This is a genomic window from Petroclostridium xylanilyticum (genome assembly GCF_002252565.1).
In the GTDB taxonomy this organism is placed as follows: domain Bacteria; phylum Bacillota; class Clostridia; order SK-Y3; family SK-Y3; genus Petroclostridium; species Petroclostridium xylanilyticum.
Genome location: NZ_NPML01000018.1, coordinates 235,135 through 256,248 on the forward strand (window position 1 = coordinate 235,135; position 21,114 = coordinate 256,248).

Annotated in this window: 27 protein-coding genes; 3 read left to right on the top strand and 24 right to left on the bottom strand. The window is 37.1% G+C overall.

Annotated elements, in window-relative coordinates; all coding sequences use genetic code 11:
- Positions 1–18: 18 nt before the first annotated feature.
- From CIB29_RS10990 to CIB29_RS11035, 10 genes are all read right to left on the bottom strand, one after another.
- Complete coding sequence (locus CIB29_RS10990; RefSeq protein ID WP_094550064.1) at positions 19–432, bottom strand: putative ABC transporter permease; 414 nt, start codon at positions 430–432, stop codon at positions 19–21.
- A gap of 100 nt (positions 433–532) precedes the next feature.
- Positions 533–1,501: an acyl-CoA dehydratase activase gene (locus tag CIB29_RS10995; RefSeq protein ID WP_198543842.1), complete on the bottom strand. Its 969-nt coding sequence runs from the start codon at positions 1,499–1,501 to the stop codon at positions 533–535.
- A gap of 145 nt (positions 1,502–1,646) precedes the next feature.
- Positions 1,647–2,801, bottom strand: a complete 1,155-nt coding sequence (locus tag CIB29_RS11000; RefSeq protein ID WP_094549656.1) for a 2-hydroxyacyl-CoA dehydratase — start codon at positions 2,799–2,801, stop codon at positions 1,647–1,649.
- Positions 2,798–3,799: an acyl-CoA dehydratase activase-related protein gene (locus CIB29_RS11005; RefSeq protein ID WP_094549658.1), complete on the bottom strand. Its 1,002-nt coding sequence runs from the start codon at positions 3,797–3,799 to the stop codon at positions 2,798–2,800. The genes CIB29_RS11000 and CIB29_RS11005 overlap by 4 nt, the downstream gene beginning before the upstream one ends.
- A gap of 427 nt (positions 3,800–4,226) precedes the next feature.
- Positions 4,227–5,762, bottom strand: a complete 1,536-nt coding sequence (locus CIB29_RS11010) for a polyamine aminopropyltransferase (protein ID WP_094549660.1) — start codon at positions 5,760–5,762, stop codon at positions 4,227–4,229.
- A gap of 317 nt (positions 5,763–6,079) precedes the next feature.
- Positions 6,080–6,274 (bottom strand): DUF350 domain-containing protein, encoded by a 195-nt coding sequence (locus tag CIB29_RS11015; protein ID WP_094549662.1) that lies wholly within the window; start codon positions 6,272–6,274, stop codon positions 6,080–6,082.
- 13 nt (positions 6,275–6,287) lie between these two features.
- Positions 6,288–6,494, bottom strand: coding sequence for a DUF350 domain-containing protein (locus tag CIB29_RS11020; RefSeq protein WP_094549664.1), 207 nt, complete (start codon positions 6,492–6,494; stop codon positions 6,288–6,290).
- Positions 6,495–6,523: 29 nt separating this feature from the next.
- Positions 6,524–7,195, bottom strand: coding sequence for a hypothetical protein (locus CIB29_RS11025; RefSeq protein ID WP_094549666.1), 672 nt, complete (start codon positions 7,193–7,195; stop codon positions 6,524–6,526).
- A gap of 152 nt (positions 7,196–7,347) precedes the next feature.
- Positions 7,348–8,418 (bottom strand): IS200/IS605 family element RNA-guided endonuclease TnpB, encoded by a 1,071-nt coding sequence (gene tnpB / locus CIB29_RS11030; protein WP_094549668.1) that lies wholly within the window; start codon positions 8,416–8,418, stop codon positions 7,348–7,350.
- A 96-nt stretch (positions 8,419–8,514) separates the two neighbouring features.
- On the bottom strand, positions 8,515–9,036 hold the full coding sequence (locus tag CIB29_RS11035) for a DUF4178 domain-containing protein (protein ID WP_094549670.1): 522 nt from the start codon (positions 9,034–9,036) through the stop codon (positions 8,515–8,517).
- Between the two features lie 352 nt (positions 9,037–9,388).
- On the opposite strand from CIB29_RS11035, the gene CIB29_RS11040 reads away from it, so the two are divergent.
- Together CIB29_RS11040 and CIB29_RS11045 are read left to right on the top strand one after the other, a co-directional pair.
- Complete coding sequence (locus tag CIB29_RS11040) at positions 9,389–9,772, top strand: YbjN domain-containing protein (protein ID WP_094549672.1); 384 nt, start codon at positions 9,389–9,391, stop codon at positions 9,770–9,772.
- 199 nt (positions 9,773–9,971) lie between these two features.
- A complete protein-coding gene (locus tag CIB29_RS11045) occupies positions 9,972–10,646 on the top strand; it encodes a PspA/IM30 family protein (RefSeq protein WP_094549674.1) in 675 nt (224 codons plus the stop codon).
- Between the two features lie 64 nt (positions 10,647–10,710).
- Here the strand turns inward: CIB29_RS11045 and CIB29_RS11050 are convergent, their stop codons facing one another.
- The 7 genes from CIB29_RS11050 to CIB29_RS11080 all read right to left on the bottom strand — a co-directional run bounded on the left by CIB29_RS11050 (position 10,711) and on the right by CIB29_RS11080 (position 16,437).
- Positions 10,711–11,769, bottom strand: coding sequence for a type II CAAX endopeptidase family protein (locus tag CIB29_RS11050; protein ID WP_094549676.1), 1,059 nt, complete (start codon positions 11,767–11,769; stop codon positions 10,711–10,713).
- Positions 11,770–12,017: 248 nt separating this feature from the next.
- On the bottom strand, positions 12,018–12,956 hold the full coding sequence (locus CIB29_RS11055) for a thiamine pyrophosphate-dependent enzyme (RefSeq protein WP_094549678.1): 939 nt from the start codon (positions 12,954–12,956) through the stop codon (positions 12,018–12,020).
- Positions 12,957–12,967: 11 nt separating this feature from the next.
- Complete coding sequence (porA, locus tag CIB29_RS11060) at positions 12,968–14,149, bottom strand: pyruvate ferredoxin oxidoreductase (RefSeq protein WP_094549680.1); 1,182 nt, start codon at positions 14,147–14,149, stop codon at positions 12,968–12,970.
- Between the two features lie 19 nt (positions 14,150–14,168).
- A complete protein-coding gene (locus CIB29_RS11065; protein ID WP_094549682.1) occupies positions 14,169–14,477 on the bottom strand; it encodes a 4Fe-4S binding protein in 309 nt (102 codons plus the stop codon).
- Positions 14,474–15,052, bottom strand: a complete 579-nt coding sequence (locus CIB29_RS11070; protein ID WP_094549684.1) for a 2-oxoacid:acceptor oxidoreductase family protein — start codon at positions 15,050–15,052, stop codon at positions 14,474–14,476. Before CIB29_RS11070 ends, CIB29_RS11065 begins: the two co-directional genes overlap by 4 nt.
- A gap of 595 nt (positions 15,053–15,647) precedes the next feature.
- Positions 15,648–15,965 carry a pro-sigmaK processing inhibitor BofA family protein gene (locus CIB29_RS11075; RefSeq protein ID WP_094549686.1) on the bottom strand — a complete coding sequence of 106 codons (318 nt, stop codon included), beginning with the start codon at positions 15,963–15,965 and terminating at the stop codon, positions 15,648–15,650.
- Between the two features lie 124 nt (positions 15,966–16,089).
- On the bottom strand, positions 16,090–16,437 hold the full coding sequence (locus CIB29_RS11080) for a YaaL family protein (protein WP_157910281.1): 348 nt from the start codon (positions 16,435–16,437) through the stop codon (positions 16,090–16,092).
- A gap of 226 nt (positions 16,438–16,663) precedes the next feature.
- Between CIB29_RS11080 and CIB29_RS11085 the strand changes: the two genes are divergently transcribed.
- Positions 16,664–16,852 carry a hypothetical protein gene (locus CIB29_RS11085; RefSeq protein WP_094549690.1) on the top strand — a complete coding sequence of 63 codons (189 nt, stop codon included), beginning with the start codon at positions 16,664–16,666 and terminating at the stop codon, positions 16,850–16,852.
- 389 nt (positions 16,853–17,241) lie between these two features.
- Here CIB29_RS11085 and CIB29_RS11090 read toward each other — a convergent pair whose 3' ends face one another.
- Genes CIB29_RS11090 through CIB29_RS11120 form a run of 7 tightly spaced genes read right to left on the bottom strand, consistent with a single transcriptional unit; the run spans position 17,242 to position 20,914 of the window.
- Positions 17,242–17,676: a DUF134 domain-containing protein gene (locus CIB29_RS11090; RefSeq protein WP_094549692.1), complete on the bottom strand. Its 435-nt coding sequence runs from the start codon at positions 17,674–17,676 to the stop codon at positions 17,242–17,244.
- A complete protein-coding gene (locus CIB29_RS11095) occupies positions 17,661–18,146 on the bottom strand; it encodes a Fur family transcriptional regulator (protein ID WP_094549694.1) in 486 nt (161 codons plus the stop codon). The genes CIB29_RS11090 and CIB29_RS11095 overlap by 16 nt, the downstream gene beginning before the upstream one ends.
- 18 nt (positions 18,147–18,164) lie before the next feature.
- The gene (locus CIB29_RS11100; protein ID WP_094549696.1) at positions 18,165–18,521 is read right to left on the bottom strand and encodes a NifB/NifX family molybdenum-iron cluster-binding protein; all 357 of its coding nucleotides are present in this window, start codon (positions 18,519–18,521) and stop codon (positions 18,165–18,167) included.
- A 20-nt stretch (positions 18,522–18,541) separates the two neighbouring features.
- A complete protein-coding gene (locus tag CIB29_RS11105) occupies positions 18,542–19,402 on the bottom strand; it encodes an ATP-binding protein (protein ID WP_094549698.1) in 861 nt (286 codons plus the stop codon).
- Positions 19,393–20,223 (bottom strand): nucleotide-binding protein, encoded by an 831-nt coding sequence (locus CIB29_RS11110; RefSeq protein ID WP_094549700.1) that lies wholly within the window; start codon positions 20,221–20,223, stop codon positions 19,393–19,395. Before CIB29_RS11110 ends, CIB29_RS11105 begins: the two co-directional genes overlap by 10 nt.
- Position 20,224: 1 nt before the next feature.
- On the bottom strand, positions 20,225–20,620 hold the full coding sequence (locus CIB29_RS11115) for a NifB/NifX family molybdenum-iron cluster-binding protein (protein ID WP_094549702.1): 396 nt from the start codon (positions 20,618–20,620) through the stop codon (positions 20,225–20,227).
- Between the two features lie 18 nt (positions 20,621–20,638).
- Positions 20,639–20,914, bottom strand: a complete 276-nt coding sequence (locus CIB29_RS11120; RefSeq protein ID WP_479724522.1) for a P-loop NTPase — start codon at positions 20,912–20,914, stop codon at positions 20,639–20,641.
- Between the last annotated feature and the right edge of the window lie 200 nt (positions 20,915–21,114).

Consider the following 21,114-nt stretch of genomic DNA (forward strand, 5'->3'; position numbering starts at 1 on the left):
AAATCTATATCTATATCTTTATCGAACTATCCAAGGATATTTCGATAGTATATCATGCAACTTTTCAAATAGTAATCCTGCTACAAACCATGCCGGTGCATAGTCCAGACGTATAAAGCCGTTTATCTGATATTTGGTACTTCCTGTATAATCCCATGGACATAAGCCTGCTATCCCCTTGATGGCCCAACCGGTTATATATTCTATTGCCCAGATTATTAATACCCAAATACACCCCCTTGCTATCCAGGGCATAAACCGGATTTTATCATGAATTGGTTCTAGCAGAACTGCTGAACCGTATATGGGAAACATCCATAGATAGGTTGTCCCTTGCAGACGAACATCACCACGAAACACAGAACCTAAGCCTGTCCAGAAAATTTCCATGGCCCATCCTATTATTCCGTAAATAAAAAATCGTACTATCATGAGCATAGTTTGTGAGAAATTATACTTAATTATTCGATTTTTAATTTAAATAGCATAAAAACCGGGCACACTGCCCGGTTTTATTCATTTTTATCTTTCTTTATCCAACAAGGGAGTTCGCCCATTTACCGCACTTGTCGCCCCACATGGCCACTGTCTTACCGTTTAAATCCACCTTGATTACTTCACAACTGTTGGCACAGCCACCACATTCGATACTTGTAGGGTTGAATTCAAAATCTGCCGCACCAAAGCCTCTGAATTTAGTGGTATCGCCTGTTTTCTTGATATGTTCCTTGGCAAGAATGGCAGCACCTATTGCCCCCATTACATTATAGTGCTGGGGTATGATTATTTCACATCCAACTTCTTTTTCAAAAGCTGCCTTAATTCCCTTGTTTGCTGCTACACCGCCTTGAAAAACATAGGGGGGTTTAAGGTTCTTTCCTCTACCGAGATTGTTGATATAATTCCTTACTAATGCATCACATAGCCCCTTAATAATTTCAGCTTTTGAAAATCCGTATTGCTGTTTGGCAATCATATCTGATTCAGCAAATACAGTACACCTTCCCGCTATTCTTACATCTTTTTTAGCTGTGAGGGCAAGATCCCCGAATTCCTGAATTGGAACTCCCAGCCGCTCAGCCTGGTGATCCAGGAAGGAACCGGTACCTGCTGCACAGACAGTATTCATGGAAAAGTCTACTACCATCTTGTCTTTGATAATAATGATTTTTGAATCCTGACCTCCGATTTCGAAGATAGTACTTACGTCAGGATGAAAATGTACCGTTGCAGCGGCATGGGCTGTTATTTCATTTTTAATGATATCTGCCCCTACCATGATACCCGCTAGCTGCCTGCCGCTTCCTGTTGTCCCTACACCAGCTACACAGTCAAAAGTACCATTGAGGCTTTCCTCCAGCAATTTTAACCCTTTCTTTACCGATTCCAGCGGCTGCCCGTTGGTACGTATGTATTCCTTGAAAACTACATTATAATTTTGGTCAATAGCTACAACATTGGTGCTTACCGATCCCACATCTATTCCTATGTATATTTTCATAATATGCTCCACTCCCTGTTTTTATCACTAATAAGCATTTATACATTCTACAAATATAGTGCAAAAAAGTTCGGAGCTCGGAGTTCGGAGTTCGGAGAATTTTAACTTTTCACTATGAACTCCGAACTCCAAACTCCGAACTATTTCATCCTGCCAACTCATGTTCCGTATATTCCGTAACCCAAGTATCTTCTTGCTCTTCTATTTCTTTTGTATTTTGTGCTTTCTTTTTATTGCGTACGAGATCTATAAAAGCTTCTATCCTGGTTTGGTTATTGGCCGTACCCATCTGTTCATCTAAAGAAAGAGACAGTATAGGCAGCTGCAGCTGTTTTGAAATGGCAGGTATAGCACTTTGGGTTACTAATTCCGGTAAACATCCAAAGGGCATAAGATGGATAATCGCATCAAAACCCCGTTCTTTAAAATCCACCATCCATCCTATATTTTCCATATCATGCCCGCCACAATTTATTTTTACAAATCTTCTCGCTTTTTTTATAACCTGATGAGCTTTACTGGCACCTATCAATCTCGGTTGGATATTATGGTTTACCCAGTTGGAGATGTATTGTACATTTTCTACTTCTATGCCTATGTTGTTCAGGGTCTGTTCAATATCCATATTTACTGAACTTTCCATAATTACATAGATTTCTCCAACGATTCCTACTCTTATCCTTTCTCCTTCCGCAACTTTTCTTACCGGAACGTCGGCCAGCATTTGCCTTGCTTTTTTACTTATATTGTCAAGGTCTCTTTTCGTCCAGCAACCATCGTACATCTTTTGAATTTCAGCCCAGACACGGTTGAAGTCTCCTCTTTTCTGCTCATAAGCCCGCAGTATTTTAATTTTCTTTTCTATTTCATCCATCTGGCAAATAATCTGATAACTAAACCAGATATCCTTAAGTAACTTTATAATAGATGCACCGTTTCTTACTCTGTTCAAATTTTTATAAAATTCTCCAAAATCTCTGAACATGGAATCAAAAATTATTACTTCAACGTCGTATCCCATGCTTTTTAAGATTCGCTGATGAATCTCACCATAGAGGCCGGCTCTGCAAGGGCCATGCCCTCCGGATGAAATAATGACTTCTGCTCCTGCCTGTGCCGCTTCAATATATGTCCCCATCATTACCTTAAATGGAAAACAAATAAATTCAGGACTATATTTTACCCCCAGGTCGATTGTCCTTTGAGTAGGCTTATGAGGCATAATCACTTCATGTCCAAGCAGTTCTAATACTTTTTTATATCCCGTAACACATCCCATATAGGGAAAAGAGATCTTCATGCAGGTTCTCCCCTTTGCTCTGCAAACTTTTTTCTTTTTATCATATCAACGAAAGCTTCAATCCTTGTCAAAAGATGGCTTTCTCCCGTGTGCTCGTCCACCCTCAGCGTCATAAAAGGCTTTTTGTAGTTTTCACTATCCAGCTCAATTAATTTACCCGCAATGGAATCCGGACCGCACCCAAAAGCTGTGACATGGATAAGGCCATCTACTTCAGGATTTCTCATCAGGTTAGCAGCGGTCCCATACACTTTATCGGTGAATGTCCAGTATAGCCTTTTTGATTTTTTCCCAAACCTGTTGGAAATTTCTTTTTCATCCATCATTTCGAAAGTAATAACTCTTACGTTCATCTGCCGCAGTTTTTTAATAATATCCATACTTACAAAAGAATCATAGATGTTATAGACATACCCCAGAACGCCTAAGGTAATTTCAGAATGTCGTTCTGATAAGATCTGCTCTTTGCTCACACCATGATTACACACCTGTTCCGCTTCTTCTATTGTAAGACCTTCCTTGCAACATTGCCTGAACTGCTGCCAGGAACGTGCTGCTGCAGCCATTGCTTTTTTTAACTCTTTCTCCCTTATCTCGAGAATATCACAAAGCGGACGGTAGCTGCTCCATTCACAGGTATCTTCTTTTTTACCATTAATGTCCAGTGTTAATATTTTTTCTTTTGCCCCGTCAATCGTATAACTTACCAATTCCGGCAAACCTAGAAACTTTGGACAAAACCATTTTTTGGATTCTATACTTACAAAGCGGGGAACAAAAATATAGTCTACATCCTTGGACAGAAGGTTTATTACATGCCCGTTAAATATTTTTATCGGAAGACATATCTCAGGCACCGTCACTTTTATACCTTTTTGAATTAGTTCTTTAGAAGTGATATCAGATATGACTATTTCTGCACCTAACTGCTCAAATAAGCATTTCCATAAAGGATAGTAATAATAGTAAATTAATGCCCGCGGCAAACCTATCCTCACAAAATCATCTCCCCATACTGTTGTTATGTAAATATTTTTTCAAATCGTGCAATAAATAAAATATACAGTCATTATGCCCCTTACTTCATTAAGATTTTTATTATTATGTTAAACTCGCTGTGCCAGTTTTAACATTTTACCAAGACCAAGATACCTTTTGCAATGCTGCTCACTGACACAACAAGGTATTTTCATATGGGAATCTTTATACGGACAAAGTTAAACTATTTATAATATATATAAATTAATTGCAAAATATTACTTATCAATCTTATCATTTTGATAAAAATTTGTGAATGTACGTTTTTACTAAATTATAAGCTTTTTATAGTCTTTTTATTGATTTTTAATGCCGCAGTTTATTACTCTTACGCGCTGTCGAATTTTCACGTTATTAGAAACTTTCTTCAATATCTCAATCTTGCTCTCAATATCTACTCCATGCCTTTTCGTAGTACTGTAACAGCACGGGGTTTGTCAAGCTATTTACTTCAACCTTATTATATCCTATTTTTTCATCTTTACCGAAATGGAATGCTGCCTTTGCTATTTCATCATTCATATATCTTGTTGGCACTGAGATTTTAATATCCTCCTTGGAGAATTCCCTGTTTGATGCCAGCGTAAAACCCCAATCCCCAAATGACGGTACGTTAATATGATATCCTGAGGTATAAAAACCTTCTGATTCTACAGTCTTTCTAATAGACCAATATGCTTCACTGGCATAGTAAGGACTGGTAGACTGAATTGCCACCATGCCACCTTTATTTAATCTTTTAAATACCAACCGATAAAACAGGTTGGTGTAGAGTTTATTTAAGGATTCATTGTTTGGGTCAGGCAAGTCTATGATAATGACATCAAATAGTTTTTGAGTTTTTTCAAGGTATTTATACGCATCTTCATTGATAACCCGTACTTTTTGATGCTCTAGCGAGCCTTCATTTAGCTGCTTGATTAAGGGATTTGTCCTGCAAAACTCCACAACCTGGGGATCCAGGTCTACCAGTGTAATATCTTTAACCTCCCCATATTTGAGCAGTTCTCTTGCAGCCAGCCCGTCCCCGCCTCCTAAGATCAATATATTTTCCCGCTTTGCCGCGAGAGCCATAGCAGGATGCACCAACGCTTCATGATAGCGGTATTCATCGATGGAACTAAATTGGATATTTCCATCCAGGAAGAGGCGGACATCGTCACGATGTTTGGTTACTACCATCTTTTGATAAGGCGTTTGCTTGCTATATATAATTTGGTCCCGATAAAAACTGTCTTCTATGGCATCTGCAGTATAGTCACCCGTAATAAAACCTATTAGTATAAGCAGTGCAAATAGGATGGATAGCATTTTCATTATATTAACATTCTTTATAAATTTTTCATATTTAAATATTATGAGAATTGCAACGCTAATATTGATTAAGCCTACCAGAAAAGCTGTCCTGATTTCGCCAAGATATGGAAGTAATATTAGCGGAAACGCCAATGATCCTAACAATGCCCCAATATAGTCAAAGCTCAGTACATTTGCAATCGTAATACGGAGATTATTTTCCCTTTCTTCAATGATCCGTGTAATTATAGGTATTTCCAGGCCTACCAATGTACCAATGATTATAATAGTAAGGTACATCACCAAATAATAAATCCGGGTAAAAGCATAGGATGCAAACAGCAGTACTGCCGATATTCCTCCTATCAGTCCAATGGAAAGCTCTATGGCTGCAAATACGTCAAAAAGGTTCTTGCGGAACCTTTGAGACAAATATGATCCCATTCCCATTGCACTCATAAATAAACCTATGGTAATAGAATACTGTTTGACACTGTTGCCCAGTAAATAAGAGCTAATAGCGCCTATGATTAATTCGTAAATAATTCCGCAAATTGCAATTATGAATATGGCAAATAAAAGGGGCGAAGCGTTGATATATTCTCGTTCGTTTCTGTGAGTTCCCATAAAGTTCTCCTTTGTCCTGAGTTATATGAACTGTGAACTTAAAATAACCTATTGTGCTAGTTCATTTCAAAAGTGAAAGCTCCAGGGCTAAGAGATTGTAAACTCACTCCGGGTCACATCAAACTCGCTTAGCTCAAACAGGTGATGTGACTTCTCCTCCGCTTCGTTAACAATCTCTAAGCCCTTCCGCAAAACTTTCTACATGAACTAGCACAACAAGTTAAAATAATAAGGAGTTAAGACAAGGTTATTTTTGAAACTTCAGACTTTTTCAGTAGTTTCTCATTTCTTACTCCCAACTCCTCATATCCAGCTTATTACAATATTGCCGCACTTATTACAATTGCTATCCCGATAAACATTCCTGCAATTGCCAGTCCCGCCGCTATGTTATGATTATCAATTTCCTTACTTAAGTCAATAGGCGTAATCCAATCAAACAGTTTATAACCTAATGCGCAAAATACCATACCAATCACAAAGTAAATAATAGTTGAAATAATTGGATTCATTTTTCCGACCTCCTTATGATACAGCAGCCTTAACAATGATAGCTGTGGCGATAAATATTCCGGCAATTACAGCCCCAATGGCAGGGTTTTTTTCTTTAATTTCTTCTGCAAAGTTGTAAGGCGTAATAATATCAAAGAACTTGTAGCCTATCATCATTAGCACTAATCCCAACAATGCATATACAATGGTCGCAACATATTCATTTGCAAGTAAATCCATATTCCCGTCCCCTTTCACATTTCAAATTTCTATTTTCCAAAACTGGTCCCACCGCCCATTTTGGGCCTGGAGCCAATACTTCCTGAACGAATAGAACCGGAACTAGACCCTGTTCTTATTTTGCTTGAAGCATTCTGGTCGGTTCTTATTTTACCGGATGAATTATTATCCGTTCTTATCTTACTATCACTATTTGATTTTGGCGTTTCAGGTTCTGGCTGCCTGTAATATCCCCCGCCATATCTCCCTTCATCAGTCCTGTAATGTCCCCATCCCCTATATATGTCATCATAAAAAACAATAATATTTCTATCAAAAGGCCTGTATAGGCCATAAAAGCCATTCCTATGAACATACTTGCGTGAGGAAACCTGTACATAGGTCTTTCCTTCCTCTCCCTTATAAACTAACACATAGTGATCATCATAAGTAAGGTTAATGCTTTGTTCATTGTTTAAATCGGTATGGGATAATGGCTTTTTTTGTTTTATGATATACCGTGCAGCATCAGGCACACTCATGTCCGTTGTATATACATTTGCCCTGTCTGAATTGCTGTAATTCCCGGTAACACTGGTTGTATAACGAAACTTCGAATCAGTTTCAATCATTTTTGCTACAGTTTTTGAAGGCATACTTACCAGTATGGTTACTATTAATATGATTGCAACTACGGCATAGGTTATTCGTTTATCTCCCATTAAAACCACCCTTCGCTCGCGCTTACGTGCGAATTCAGATTCAGAAATGTGAACTACCCCCACCTATAGAGGTGGTGGCTTCGTGGTCAAGGCAAGCTACCTTGCCAGATTACCCACGCTCAAAGGGCTGTTCCATCCCCATATTGACCATATTACATGGCTAATTTTAGTAGATTTTTTGCTGCATTTATATCCCTATCATGTTTTGTATGGCAATTTGAACATTCCCATTCCCTTATGTTGAGTTTTTTTACATCTTTGTTTTTATATCCACATATGCTGCATATTTGACTTGATGCATAGTTTTTGGGTGCTATTATTATTTCTCTACCATACCATTTCGCCTTATATTCTAACATTCTTCTAAATTCATACCACGATACTTCTCCTATAGCCTTTGATAAATTGTGATTTTGCTGCATATTCTTTACCTTCAAATCCTCTAAAACTATAACTTGGTTTTCGTTTATAATTTTAGAGGATAATTTGTGTAGAAAGTCTTTTCTTTGATTTGATATTTTTTCGTGTGATTTTGCAAGTCTTATCCTCGTCTTTTCGTAATTTCTACTTCCTTTTTGCCTTCTTGATAATGCCTTTTGCACTTGTTTTATTTTTTTTTCTGTTTTTCTTAACCACTTTGGATTTTCTACCCTTGTTCCATCTGAAAATATTGCAAATTCCTTCAACCCTAAATCTATTCCTACCCTATTATCTACTTTAGGTAAAGTTTGAATTTCTGCTTCCGCCAATACCGAAACATAATATTTACCTGTTGGTGTTTTAGATATAGTTACTGATTTTTTAATCCCTTCAAATTGCCTGTGTTGTTTTATCTTTATTTTTGTTTTCAACTTTGGTATCTTTAAGTATCCATTATCTATACTTACTGTCCCATTTTGATTATTTGTTGTGTAAGATTGATATCCTTTTTTCTTCTTGAATTTTGGAAAACCTATACTTTTATCCCTAAAAAAGTTGTTATATGCTTTTTCTAAATTAAGTTGAGCATTAGCAAGGGCTAAACTATCTACTTCTCTTAGAAAAGGATATTCTTTTTTATATTTTGCAGGAGTTGTTTTTATCATTTTTCCTGTTTGTTTATAATAATCTATTTTATCTGATAGCATTTTGTTGTATATAAATCTTACACAACCAAATACTTTAGCAAAATATTCTTGTTGTTCTTTTGTTGGGGATATCCTATATTTATAGGCTTTAAGCACATCTACACCTCCTCCCTTGTAGAAGTGGGCGACTTCTGTCGTAAATTAGGTTAAAAATACTTTATCTGTATCTTTATCTCCTTTTACTATGTCCTATTAACTTCCCGGATATATCTCAATATTATAGTCCTCTACCCACCGTCCTATGCTCATTTCTACTTCTCCATTCCATATTTCTATCGATAGAAGATTTTCCCCATCTTCATCGCTGTATTCATAATAGTCTACCTGTTCTCCTTTGACCACATTGATATTTCCCTGTACCTCTTCTACCACTGCATCGCTGCCTTCCTGCATATAATATTTGATCCCTTTGTATTCATACACTCTGGGCGCTTCGGTAGTAATAGCGACTACCTCTTGGTACAAGCTGATTTCCAGGTCATCATCCTGCTCTACACTAAGCCAGTAGGTCTTTCTAGAATCTTTAATCTTATATTCGGTCCATTTCCATCCATGGTCATTGAATTTGAGCACTGCCTGCACTTCATAGTCTACATCCTCGATACTCACTATATCACCGGGACGCATATTAAATATATCCCTGGCCTCTGCAGGCTTCTTATCGGCATTTTTATTTGCCCTTATTACGTTTTTAAACCTATCCAATATGCCCATAAAAACACCTCCATATTTGGATCAAAACTGCTTACCCTCTGCTTTCACCATCGGGCTGGCGCACGTAAGACAGACTTTGACCTTCTTAATTGTATCACAAATAGTTAGTAAATGAAAGAGAAGGGGAAATTCATTTTTATTAACTTTTTTAGACTATTTCTTGAGTTTTACGTATATTAATATATATAATATACTTAATATATACTTACTGATAATGATTTTACATGGCAGATAAAGTTAATAGGTTCACGGTTCACAGTTCACAGTTCACGGTTCACGGTAAAGGCTATTAAATCGTTTACTACTGTTAACTGTGAACTATATAGATTAATTTCAACAAAGGAGGTTTTTTATGGATACCAAGGACAGGATTGAGAAATTCATGCTTGATATGAATCTTAGTTTTGAAGAAATCGATGAAAACACTTGGATGATCGAAGATGAACTGGCCAACATCGATAATATTGTCGTAAAACTTTTGGAACCAATTGTTTTATTTAGAGTAAAAATAATGCCTGTACCGAAAGAAAACCGCGAAGAGTTTTATAAGAAGCTGCTGGAATTAAATGCAACAGATTTGGTACATGGTGCCTATGCAATTGAGGGGGACAGCGTAATAATTGTTGATACCCTCCAGGCTGAAAATCTTGATATGAATGAATTTCAATCTACCATTGAAAGTATAGGCCTGGCGCTTATACAGCATTATGAATTGTTAGTAAAATATTTTAATTAGTGAAATGTATCGATAACGCACTTTAAAATTATAAATAAATTAAAAATTAAGGTAGTTATCGATGAAATTCGCGAAGTTTGTATTAAGGAAATATTGAATTTTAAACTTCGCTCATTATAAACAATGGAGAATGGAAGAGTGAATAGTAAGGAGTATTGTAAGAAGAAACTCCGAACTTAATAAAAGGGAGGCTATTTACGTGGGTATTTTTGATCGTTTGGCAACAGTCATAAAGTCTAACATTAATGATCTGATTTCAAAGGCTGAAGATCCTGAGAAGATGCTTAACCAATTAATTATTGATATGAGTGAACAGTACAACAAAGCAAAGATTGAGGTTGCTTCAGCCATTGCTGATGAGAAAAAATTAAAGAAACTTTTGGATGAACATGAAGCCAAAGTTGCAGAATGGGTCAGCAAAGCAGAACTGGCTGTTAAAAAAGGAGATGACCAGCTGGCAATTGCTGCTCTTAACCGCAAAAAAGAATATGAAGGCCTTGCTTCCCAGTATAGAGTCCAATGGGAAGCCCAAAAAGCTGCTACAGATAAGCTTAAAGACAGCTTAAGAGAGCTCAGCAATAAAATAGAGGAAGCAAAACGTAAGAAAAATCTTCTCATTGCCAGGACAAAGAGAGCAGAGGCTCAAAGATCAATCCAAAGAACCATGGCAAGTCTTAATGACACCAGCGTATTTGATACTTTTAACCGAATGGCGGAAAAGGTTGATGAAATAGAAAGTAAAGCTATAGCAGAAGCAGAATTAAATGAATCCATGGCCGGTGATGACCTGGAAAAGAAATTTTCTGAACTGGAAAATGAAAATTCTGAAGTTATGGATGAATTGGCCGCGTTAAAAGCAAAATTAGGAAAATAAATCGAAGGAAGCATTTCAATGCTTCCTTCGATTTATTTGATACCAATCCTATTTTTCAAATATTTTATATCCACTTCATCCATTCCGGCATATTTAAAGACAATATATAATAAATATCCTGTGTAAACTTCAAACCTATAAGAATTAACCCTATCACCAGAGGAATGTATTGAGAGAATGTTATGTTCCGGTGTTCATTCTCTACTCTCCACTCCATATTCTTCACTTGATCATTATTTCGCCCCACTATATCTTGCGTATTATGCCTTAACAAGGTAATCAAGCCGGCAAAAACCACTGCAGAAAATATTACAATAAATAACCAGAATATTGCCGCTGCAATATTCATAGCCTGCAGACCCAGTGCTTGTTGACTTTCTGTTAGCTCTTTTATATCTATACCCGCCATTTCAGCAAACTTATTTAATCCAAAGGTAATCACCACTACTATTGCATTATTTGTAAAGTGAGCAATCATACCTGCAAAAATGGAATTAGTCCTGTATACCAGATAACCAATCACAAGGCCAATAAAAAAGATGCCTGCTACATTTTGAATATTCCTATGCATAACAGCAAACAGCAGTGAAGTAACAATAAGTGCAGTAGTTTTTCCGAACCTTTCGTAACCTCTAAGCACTACCCCTCTAAACATAACCTCTTCGCATATTCCCGCCGAACCGGCAATAACCGCAGTACCTATTATAAGGCTCCGAATATTTTTAATATCCAATAATGGATTGGGAATAGGTCTTCCAATAGCATTGATGATTGATATTACAATAAAATTGATAAAGCCTATCAAAGGTAATGAAAATACCATAATGCCTACTGTTATTAATACATTTACAATTGATAACCGATTTATTCTTAAAACCTTCCTTACTTGTTTACCTGTAAAAAGCACATATAAATAAGAAGGTAACAATATAAATAAAAACTCAGTAATTAGTGCGACAGAATAAAATGTATTAGTACTAACTTTAATATTTTTTGCTTTGATAAATACATTGACAAGTATATCTACAATAAATAAGGCCAAAATTCCAATTAGAAATATTGTGTTTGCTCCTAACAGAGGGAGATGTTCTTCCTTTTCTGCCATTCGTTTATCTTCATTCATTTATTGCTATGCCTCCTTTTCAGATCAAGCCGTATATTATGCTATAAAGTTTTAATACAAACACTATTCTATAATCCTCAGTCTTTTTTATTCTATAACATCATAACCCAGAAAGCAATAGAAACAAAAAGCCAGCCCCGTGACTAATTTCAATCAGGACTGACTTTTTAATATTAAAATTGAGAACCTTGAATTAATCAATTCTTTTATTCTCAATTTTTATCTTATGTGAGAAAATTTTGCTTATCTTACGCTTCTCCAGCAAGAACAAGAAGTTCATTCCATCTTCTGTCTACTTCCGCCTGGATTTCAGCAATCATGTGTTCATTACCTTTTTTGAATAAGTGTCTGAATCTTCCCTGTGGTTTCAAATATTCTTCTACGGGAAGCTTGTTCTTTGGCTTATAGTTGATTACATATTTCCCATCGATTACTTCATATAACGGCCAGAAACAAGTTTCAACTGCCAGTTTGCAGATGTCCATTAACTTAGGAGTATCATATCTCCATCCTCTAGGACATGGAGCTAATACGTTCAGGAAAGTAGCACCTTTTGTATAAAGTGCTTTTTCAGCTTTTTCATGAAGGTCTCTCATGTTTCCTAAAGGCGCAGTCTGTGCTACGTATGGCAGGTGATGATTTGCCATAATTAAAGTGAGGTCTTTTCTGGACTGCTTTTTACCTGGGATTACAGACCCAGCAGGAGAAGTTGTAGTATCAGCGTACTTAGGAGTAGCTGAAGAACGTTGAATACCTGTGTTCATATATGCGCCGTTATCATAACATACATAAAGCATGTCATGCCCTCTTTCCATTGCTCCGGATAAGGATTGTAAACCTATATCGTAGGTACCACCATCTCCACCAAATGCAATAAACTTGGTTTCGCCTTCAGGTAATTTACCCTTTCTCTTCATTGCAACATAAGCTGCTTCTGCACCTGAAATTGTTGCAGCAGCATTTTCAAAAGCACTGTGAATGAAAGAATCCTTCCAGGATGTATATGGATAAAGGAATGTTGAAACTTCAAGACATCCTGTTGCAGCACCGCAAACTGCATGGTCTTCCGGCTTTAAAGCTCTTAAAATAGTTCTAACAACAACTGGAGCTCCGCAACCAGCACACATTCTATGTCCACCGGTAAATCTTTCCGGTTTTCTAGCTTCTACTTTTAAATTGTAAGCCATTACTGCACCTCCTATTCTCTTACACCAAGATAATTATAAACAGACTTAACTTTTCCGGTCTTAACGATTTCAAGCAATTCGTTATAAACCAATTCTATGTCATCAGTCTTAACGTCTCTTCCGCCCAAGCCATAGATGTAGTTAATTACTTTCACTCCATCTGCTCTTCCGAACATTGCACTGGTTACTTCTGTAAATAACGGACCTCCAGCAGCATTGAAACTGTCAGCTTTGTCCATAACTGCTATAGCTTTGCATTTTGAAAGTGCAGCTGCAAGTTCTTCAACAGGGAATGGTCTGAATACTCTGATTTTAACCAAACCAGCTTTTACACCCTTTGCTCTCAGTCCATCTACTACGAATTTAGCAGTACCGGCAGTAGAGTTAATTACTACGATTGCAACTTCTGCATCTTCCATTTTGTATTCTTCAAATAAGCCGTATTTTCTTCCGGTTAATTTTTCAAATTCGGCAGCTATTTCGAGAATTACTTTCTTGGCATTTCTCATTGCTTCAGCTTGTTGTCTCTTGTGCTCGAAGTAGTGGTTTTGCAGATCTAAAGGACCCATTGCAACCGGATTGTTTCTATTATTTAAGAAATGTTCTGGTTTGTATTCACCTACAAATTCTTTTACTTTATCATCTTCAATTAAATCAATATTTTCAACAGCATGGCTGGTGATGAATCCATCATAGCAAACCATAACAGGCAGCATTACATCAGGATGTTCACCGATTCTGATCGCTTGAATCAAGTTATCATATGCCTCCTGGTTTGTTTCACCGTATAATTGGATCCAACCGGAATCTCTAGCTCCCATCGTATCACTATGGTCGTTGTGAATGTTGATAGGACCGGAAAGTGCTCTGTTTACTGCTGCTAAAGTAACAGGTAATCTGGAAGAAGCAGCTATGTAAAGCATTTCCCACATTAATGCCAAACCGTTTGCTGATGTAGCAGTAATTGTCCTGGCACCAGCAGCCTGTGCACCAATACATGCACTCATTGCACTATGCTCAGATTCAACAGCTACAAATTCAGTATCAACTTTTCCATCTGCAACAAAGGATGAGAAGTATTGAGGTACTTCTGTAGACGGTGTTATAGGAAAAGCTGCAACAACATCCGGATTAATTTGCTTCATAGCAACTGCTACAGCTTCGTTACCGCTTAATCTATCTCTTATTGCCATTATCTTGTCCCTCCCTTATTTACTCTTCTTCAACAAAATCAATTGCATCAAATGGACATACTTCCACGCAAACGCCGCAGCCTTTGCAATGGTCGTAGTCAAAATCAACCCTCTTACCTTCTTCATTGATAAGAATAGAGGTATCAGGGCATACCGGATAGCAAAGCAAACATTGCTTACATTTTTCCTGTAACCAGATAGGCTTCATTGAACGCCAGTCCCCAGTTTTGAAATCTTCTGCATTACCGGCATCAATAACAATTCCGCCGGGAGTAGTTTCTTTCCAGGTAATATCAGGAGTTATTACTTTTTTTCTTTCCTTACTCATAGTCCTTTCACCTCCGTTAATGCCCTCTTAAGAGCTTTCATGTTACCTTCGATAACCTGTGGCTTAGAAGCAAACTTATGAGCAAATGATTCTTCCATGTCTTTTACGAATGCATCTTCATCCATAACTCCGCTAACCTTAACCACTGCTGCCAGCATCGGTGTGTTAGGGAAGTATTTTCCAAGACAATCTACAGATATAGCTCTTGCATCAATTGTACAAACTTTTCCCTTGTAGCCTTTTAACTTAGGCCTGATTTCTTCAGGGCTCTTAGAAGTGTTAATGATAATTGCACCCGTTTCTTTAAGACCTGCAGTTACATCTACAGAACCTATCAAGGTTTCATCTACTACTACTACATAATCCGGTTCATAGATATTGCTGTGAACAGTAATTCTTTCATCACTAATTCTGTTGTATGCAGTAATTGGAGCACCCATTCTTTCAGGACCGTATTCCGGAAAACCCTGAATATACTTGCCTGTATTGAATGCTGCATCTGCAAGCAACAATGAAGCTGTCTTTGCGCCCTGGCCGCCACGACCATGCCATCTGATTTCAACAACTTTTGACATAGAGTATTCCCTCCCTCTAAAATTCATAGATGAAATTATTAAACTTAAGGTAAATTTAATATATATGTAGGATTTATAAACGAAAAGCATTGCATGAATTGTATACAGTATACATAGAAAAAAACATACCTACACATACTAATATTTTTCACATTATTACCTCTAAATAAGTATACCAATATGATAATTTATTGTCAAGCAGGTTTTTTGAAAGAAGGCTAAATATGTGGGGTTGACGAGGTAGAGAGTGATTATTGTATACAATATAGGTGGGTAGTGAGTTATGGGTGGAATTATAAAAAAACGGAAGGCAACTAATATCTCCCGTTTCTTTATAATAGCGGTACCGTACAAACAGTCCCCAATGAATCCCATAGACCCGATGTCCGTACGGCCTTTATTAATCCGAATATACAACTGGTCCATCTCCATGTCAGTGCAATTATTATTGTCACCTTTGTCCCAAAAAGATCAAGCAGCCAAGGTATTGGTTCCCACTAAATTGGTAATACGTAAAAGCTGCAGGAAAAGACACTGAATAACCGTCTCTGCTTGCCAATGGAACTTTTTGCTGTTTCGTCAAACAGTATCTTCTTCATACCCTAAAAACAAACTGTAATACCAAAAGCAATGCAATTCCGGGTATTCCTAGTACTCCCGCAGCTAAGGCAGTTAAGGGGTTTACTCCGATATGTATACCTGCAAAACCTCCAAAGAAATTTATTAATACCAGCGCAATACCTCCTAATACGCTATTGTAGATAAGTTTTATTATAATCTTAAGTGGAACAAGTAAAACCCACCCAACAAAATACAAAAGGATGAGCCCAAAGACATATGCAAATACGACATTATATTCTATTGCCGGCACCTTTATCACTCCTATAGCATTAGTCCACAGTTCATCGTTCATAGTTTTTAGACCTTTTTTCTTTATTTTTCAACTAACTGTAAGTCATGAACTACAAATCATATTACTACAATTATACGATCGTTTGCCCGGCAATATGATAAAAATTTGGACAAATCTTTGCTAATTATATTTTTTTGTTTCTATTCCATATATGCACATTTTCGAAGTTTGTTACATTGATGTTTTTTTCCCTGGCTTTTTTCAATAGATATTGGTATTTCGTTTCGGCTGCTTTGATTTCATAGATATAGTAATCTACCAATCCTTCATCCTGTGCAAATTCAAAATTGGCATTTGCCACATCTAAATCCCTCTTTGCCCGATTTAAATTCTCAAGTATTTCTTCTTTTTCTCTATTTTCCGGGTCCATTTTTATCGGCGTTTTTTTACGGGTAATAAAGCTATTTAAGAAATCTTGTAAAAGATTACTGTTCTCCGATGGTTTCATCTCAATCATTAAGATTTTAGCCATAACAACCCTCCAGATCATTCCGTCCCAATATTCAACAATGATCAATAGAATAATAACTTACTGTAATTATAATCAATTTTCGCTGGTTTTATACTTTGTCCCACCAAATTTTTACACTTTGGTACTTCATTAAATAATTAAAATATCATTTTTTACTGTATACTAAGACACATTTTATTCAAATTATGAATATAATACTTAAGATGATTTTGCAGGAGGGATATATATGTACTTTGAGACAATAATTTATGAAAGAAATGAACGGTTCTGTCCGGTAATCAGAAAAAATGTCCTTATGGACGTAAATGAAAAGAGTTGTAACGGCTGTACAATTATTAACGTAAAATGCTGCAATGAAAATCAATGCGCCAAACAGTTTGGAAAATGTAAGAATAAGGTTTTGCAGGGAATTTAGAAAGATACAGATATAGATAAAGACAAAGATATAGATATAGTATTTAATTTGGTTAGACCGGTTAGCTAAACTAAATCTAAATATGCACGTACCTTTTATTCCACTGTATTCCATAATATACACATCATATTTTACTACTTATGTTGGCATAATGCAAATATAATTTATTCGCATTATGCACATTCTGTCCCTTGAAAATATCATATACCATTATTTAGAAGGGTGGAGGAGAGGTGGATGAGAATATGGATAAAGATAATCCATTTACTTTTTCGTAAAATCTATGAAAATGCCGACTTGCTGATTTATCAAAAAGACGGTTCTTGTGATATATTTTGTGTATCGCAAGAACCGTCTTCTTGATATGCCCTTGATATATTAAATTCAACCTATCTGCCGCACCATCTGTGGCAGAACCTATTTTTCTTCTCACAAACTACCTCGCTTGAACCACAGGATGGGCAAGTATTTCTATCCTGTTCATAATTTATATCATAAACTTCACCACAGTTTAAACACTTAAATTGGCATGAACCTGAAGTATAATAGCCTCCGCTTATGTGTATGGCACTGCCTTGAGTTAGTGCTATCGCTACCTTCCTTCTTGCACTGTCAATAATGTTTTGGAAAGTCTGCCTTGAAACCTGCATCCTCTCCGCACACTCTTCCTGACTAAGCCCCTCAATATCTTTCAATCTCATGGCCTCAAGTTCTTCAACCTTGAGAGCAATTTCTTCTACCTCGCACTTTCTTTTGCCTAATGGTATAAAATAAGTGTTCTCTGGAAAAAATTCAACTCTTCTGCATTTTATCGGTCTTGGCATTCGTTTACCTCCCTGCATCTTTTACATAACCCAATGAGCATTATATTGACATCGTAAATTTCCAAATCATTTATATCTTCTATAGCCTTGTTTACCTTTAAATATTCTAAAGCAACTTTTCTTTCATCAATGTCTATTATATCATTACACTTAACACACTGGAAATGAATATGCAGGGGCTTTTTACTGTAAATTTTCAGTTCATAATAACTTACTCCATCCACAACAATTCCTTTTACGATGCCAATACCATTAAATATCTTCACGTTCCTATATACTGTGGCAAGACCAATGTTGTTTTCTTTCAACCTTTGATATATCTCTTCCACACTCAAATGCCTGTCAGCAAGAAAAAACTGTTCCAGTATCAATTTTCTTTGCTTCGTAAATTTAAATCCGTTTTTCTCTATCAACTTTCTAATCAGAGAGAACTTATCCTTTGTCAGAGTATTATTTTTTACCCCCTCCATAAGGATAACCCCTACCCGTTATTCATGGCAGTGGCCTTCGTGCTGATGTTCCCTGCATATGCTTCCTGTGGATTTTAACTCGTTTTTTAAATACTGCTGGATGACATCATCACTATACCCTTCCGCCCCTACAATCACATCTATATTGTTTTGGGCAAACAACTGCTGGGCTGTTTCTCCCATACCCCCTGCAATTACAACATTCACGCCTAATTGCTTTAGAAAATCAGGCAGAAATCCTGGCCTATGCCCCGGATTTTGTATGAAATCCTTCTTTAACGCCTTGTTTTCTTCAACCTCATACACTGTAAATCCTTCACAGTGTCCAAAGTGTCCGCTAACAAATTTTCCTTCACTTGCAACTGCTATTTTCATTTATAAACGCCTCCTAAAATTTATTGGTTTATGCGATTTATATACTCCTGAATGTTATCCCACATCTTCCTGATGGCCTGATTTGCCTTACTGCCCTCATAATGAACAATAGGCTTCAACTCGTTAATTGACTTCATGACCGTATCATCATAGGGTATTTTCCCTATTACATAAACATCATTCTCTCTGCAAAAACCTCCGATTTCCCCTGCCATCTTATCATTGATATCATACTTATTGATACAGGCGAAAGTTAGGACTCCGAAATGCCTGCATAATTCCATTACCCTCACAAAGTCCTCCAGACCCGACTGGGTAGGCTCTGTAACAATCAATACCGCATCACTTCCCGTAATTGAAGATATTACAGGACAACCTATTCCTGGAGAACCGTCTATAATGATAAGGATATTCTCATCCGAAAACTTTCTGGCATTACTGCGAAGTTGGGTTATAAGTTTTCCCGAACCTTCACTCCCCACCTCCATCTGAGCCCTTGAAATAATCCCTTTATTAGTTTGCGTGATATAAACATCAGCGGTTTTTTCTTCTTTTAATCGAACGGCTTTTTGAGGGCAAACCAGAGTACAAGCACCACAGCCCTCACATTTAAAGGGATTCACTATACCGTCTTTGATTGCGTCAAACTGGCATACCTTTTCACATTCCTTACAGTCTGTACAAAACTTTTTATCGATAACCGCTTTTTTTCCTCCATAAAAATATTCTTTTTTTATATCTCTTCCTTTGTAAAAAAGGTACAGGTTGGGTGCGTCCACATCGCAGTCTGCTTTTACCACATCTTTTGCAAGTTCAGATAGGGCCATGGCTATTGTGGTCTTGCCTGTACCGCCTTTTCCGCTTATCACTGTCAGTTCCAAGGAAACACCTCCCTTAACCTCTTTGCAATCTCTTCAAATATTTCTTTATACTCAGGCAGTTCCACAATCATTTTTCCTGAAGAATAGGCCTCTGCTGCTTCTCTCCGGTAAGGTATAGCCCCTAATATGTTTATATCCTCTTTCTCACAATATTTCTGAACTCTGTCATCCTCGGCATTATATTTATTGATAATAACACCAAATGGAAGATGAAAATTTCTCACCAGTTGCACTGCCATCTTTAAATCATGAAACCCAAAGACAGAAGGTTCCGTTACCAGTATTGCACTATCTGCATATTGAAGTGAATTCACCACGTTACAGGACGTCCCGGGGGCACAGTCAATAAGGTTGATTCCTGTAGGAAAATTTTTCAGTAACTTTTTAATAACTGGTACTGCCATAGGCTCTCCTACATTTAAAATTCCTCTTCTACAAATTAAATTGCCATATCGTCCTTCTTCTATTATTCCTATTTCCCTTTTTTCAAAGGTTAAAGCACCCTGTTTACACACTATCTCGCACGCATGGCAACCATGACAGAGTTTTTCAAAGAGCATGATATCTTTCTTTGTCCTTACCAAGGCATGAAACTGGCATACTTTTGCACAGTCTCCGCATAAAGTACATCTGTTGCTATCAACAACCGGATAATCCACCTGCACTTCTTCTCTTTTTATTTGAGAGGGATTTAAAAATATAAATCCATTAGGCTCTTCCACATCGCAGTCGATATAATTGGCACCTATAATGGTAGAAAGATTGGTGGATACGGTGGTTTTCCCCGTACCTCCCTTTCCGCTTAATATGGCTATGTTCAATTTATCTTCCCCCTCTGAATCCCCTGCCTGCTCCCATACCCATCCCGGCATGGGCTGGACCTGCCTCGGTTAATTCCTCTAATTTCCCTTCCTTGAATGACTGTATAGCCGAATCAATTTTGATACTTCCACATCGGTAGACTTTGATATCCGAGTTTTTAAAAAGGTTAAAGGCATTGGGTCCCACATTTCCTGTGATGACGACATCCACACCCTCGTCAATGATTTGCTGGGCTGCTGCAATTCCTGCCCCTCCCCCTGACATTTGGCCCTTATTCTCAATTGCTTTTACTGAACTATCTTCTGTATCATAGATTACAAAGTAATTGCACCTTCCAAACCTTACATCCAGCATACTGTTTATATCCTTACCCATCGAAGAAAGACCGATTTTCATGTAACACACCTCCATTTTTTATTTATTATTCACTGAATGGATTATCTTGTCTTTTACTTTAAGAAGTCTTGCAATACTGGGGCCAGTAATATCTGCATCCAGAATACCGACTCTATTCCCTTTTTTATTTAACTCTTCTGCAATAAGGGCAGATACCGTTGATTTCCCAACACCTCCCTTTCCACTCATTACGCCGATTATTTTCTTTACAAAGTTATACGGATTGTTCTCTATCAGACAACCCTCTTTTGTTTTGCAGTCCTCTTTTGTAGGACAATTTTCACAGTTAGACACTTTAAACACCCCTTTTGTAATTAGCATATGCCAATTATATTATACATCCATATTATGTTATTGTCAAATGCCATTTATTCACCAAAGTTTTATAATGACTAATGTTTATATCACAAACTTGACTCCAATCACAGTCCACTAAAAACAAAAAACCTCACAGCAAATGAAGTATTTCCCCACATTCCCTGTAAGGTTTTAGA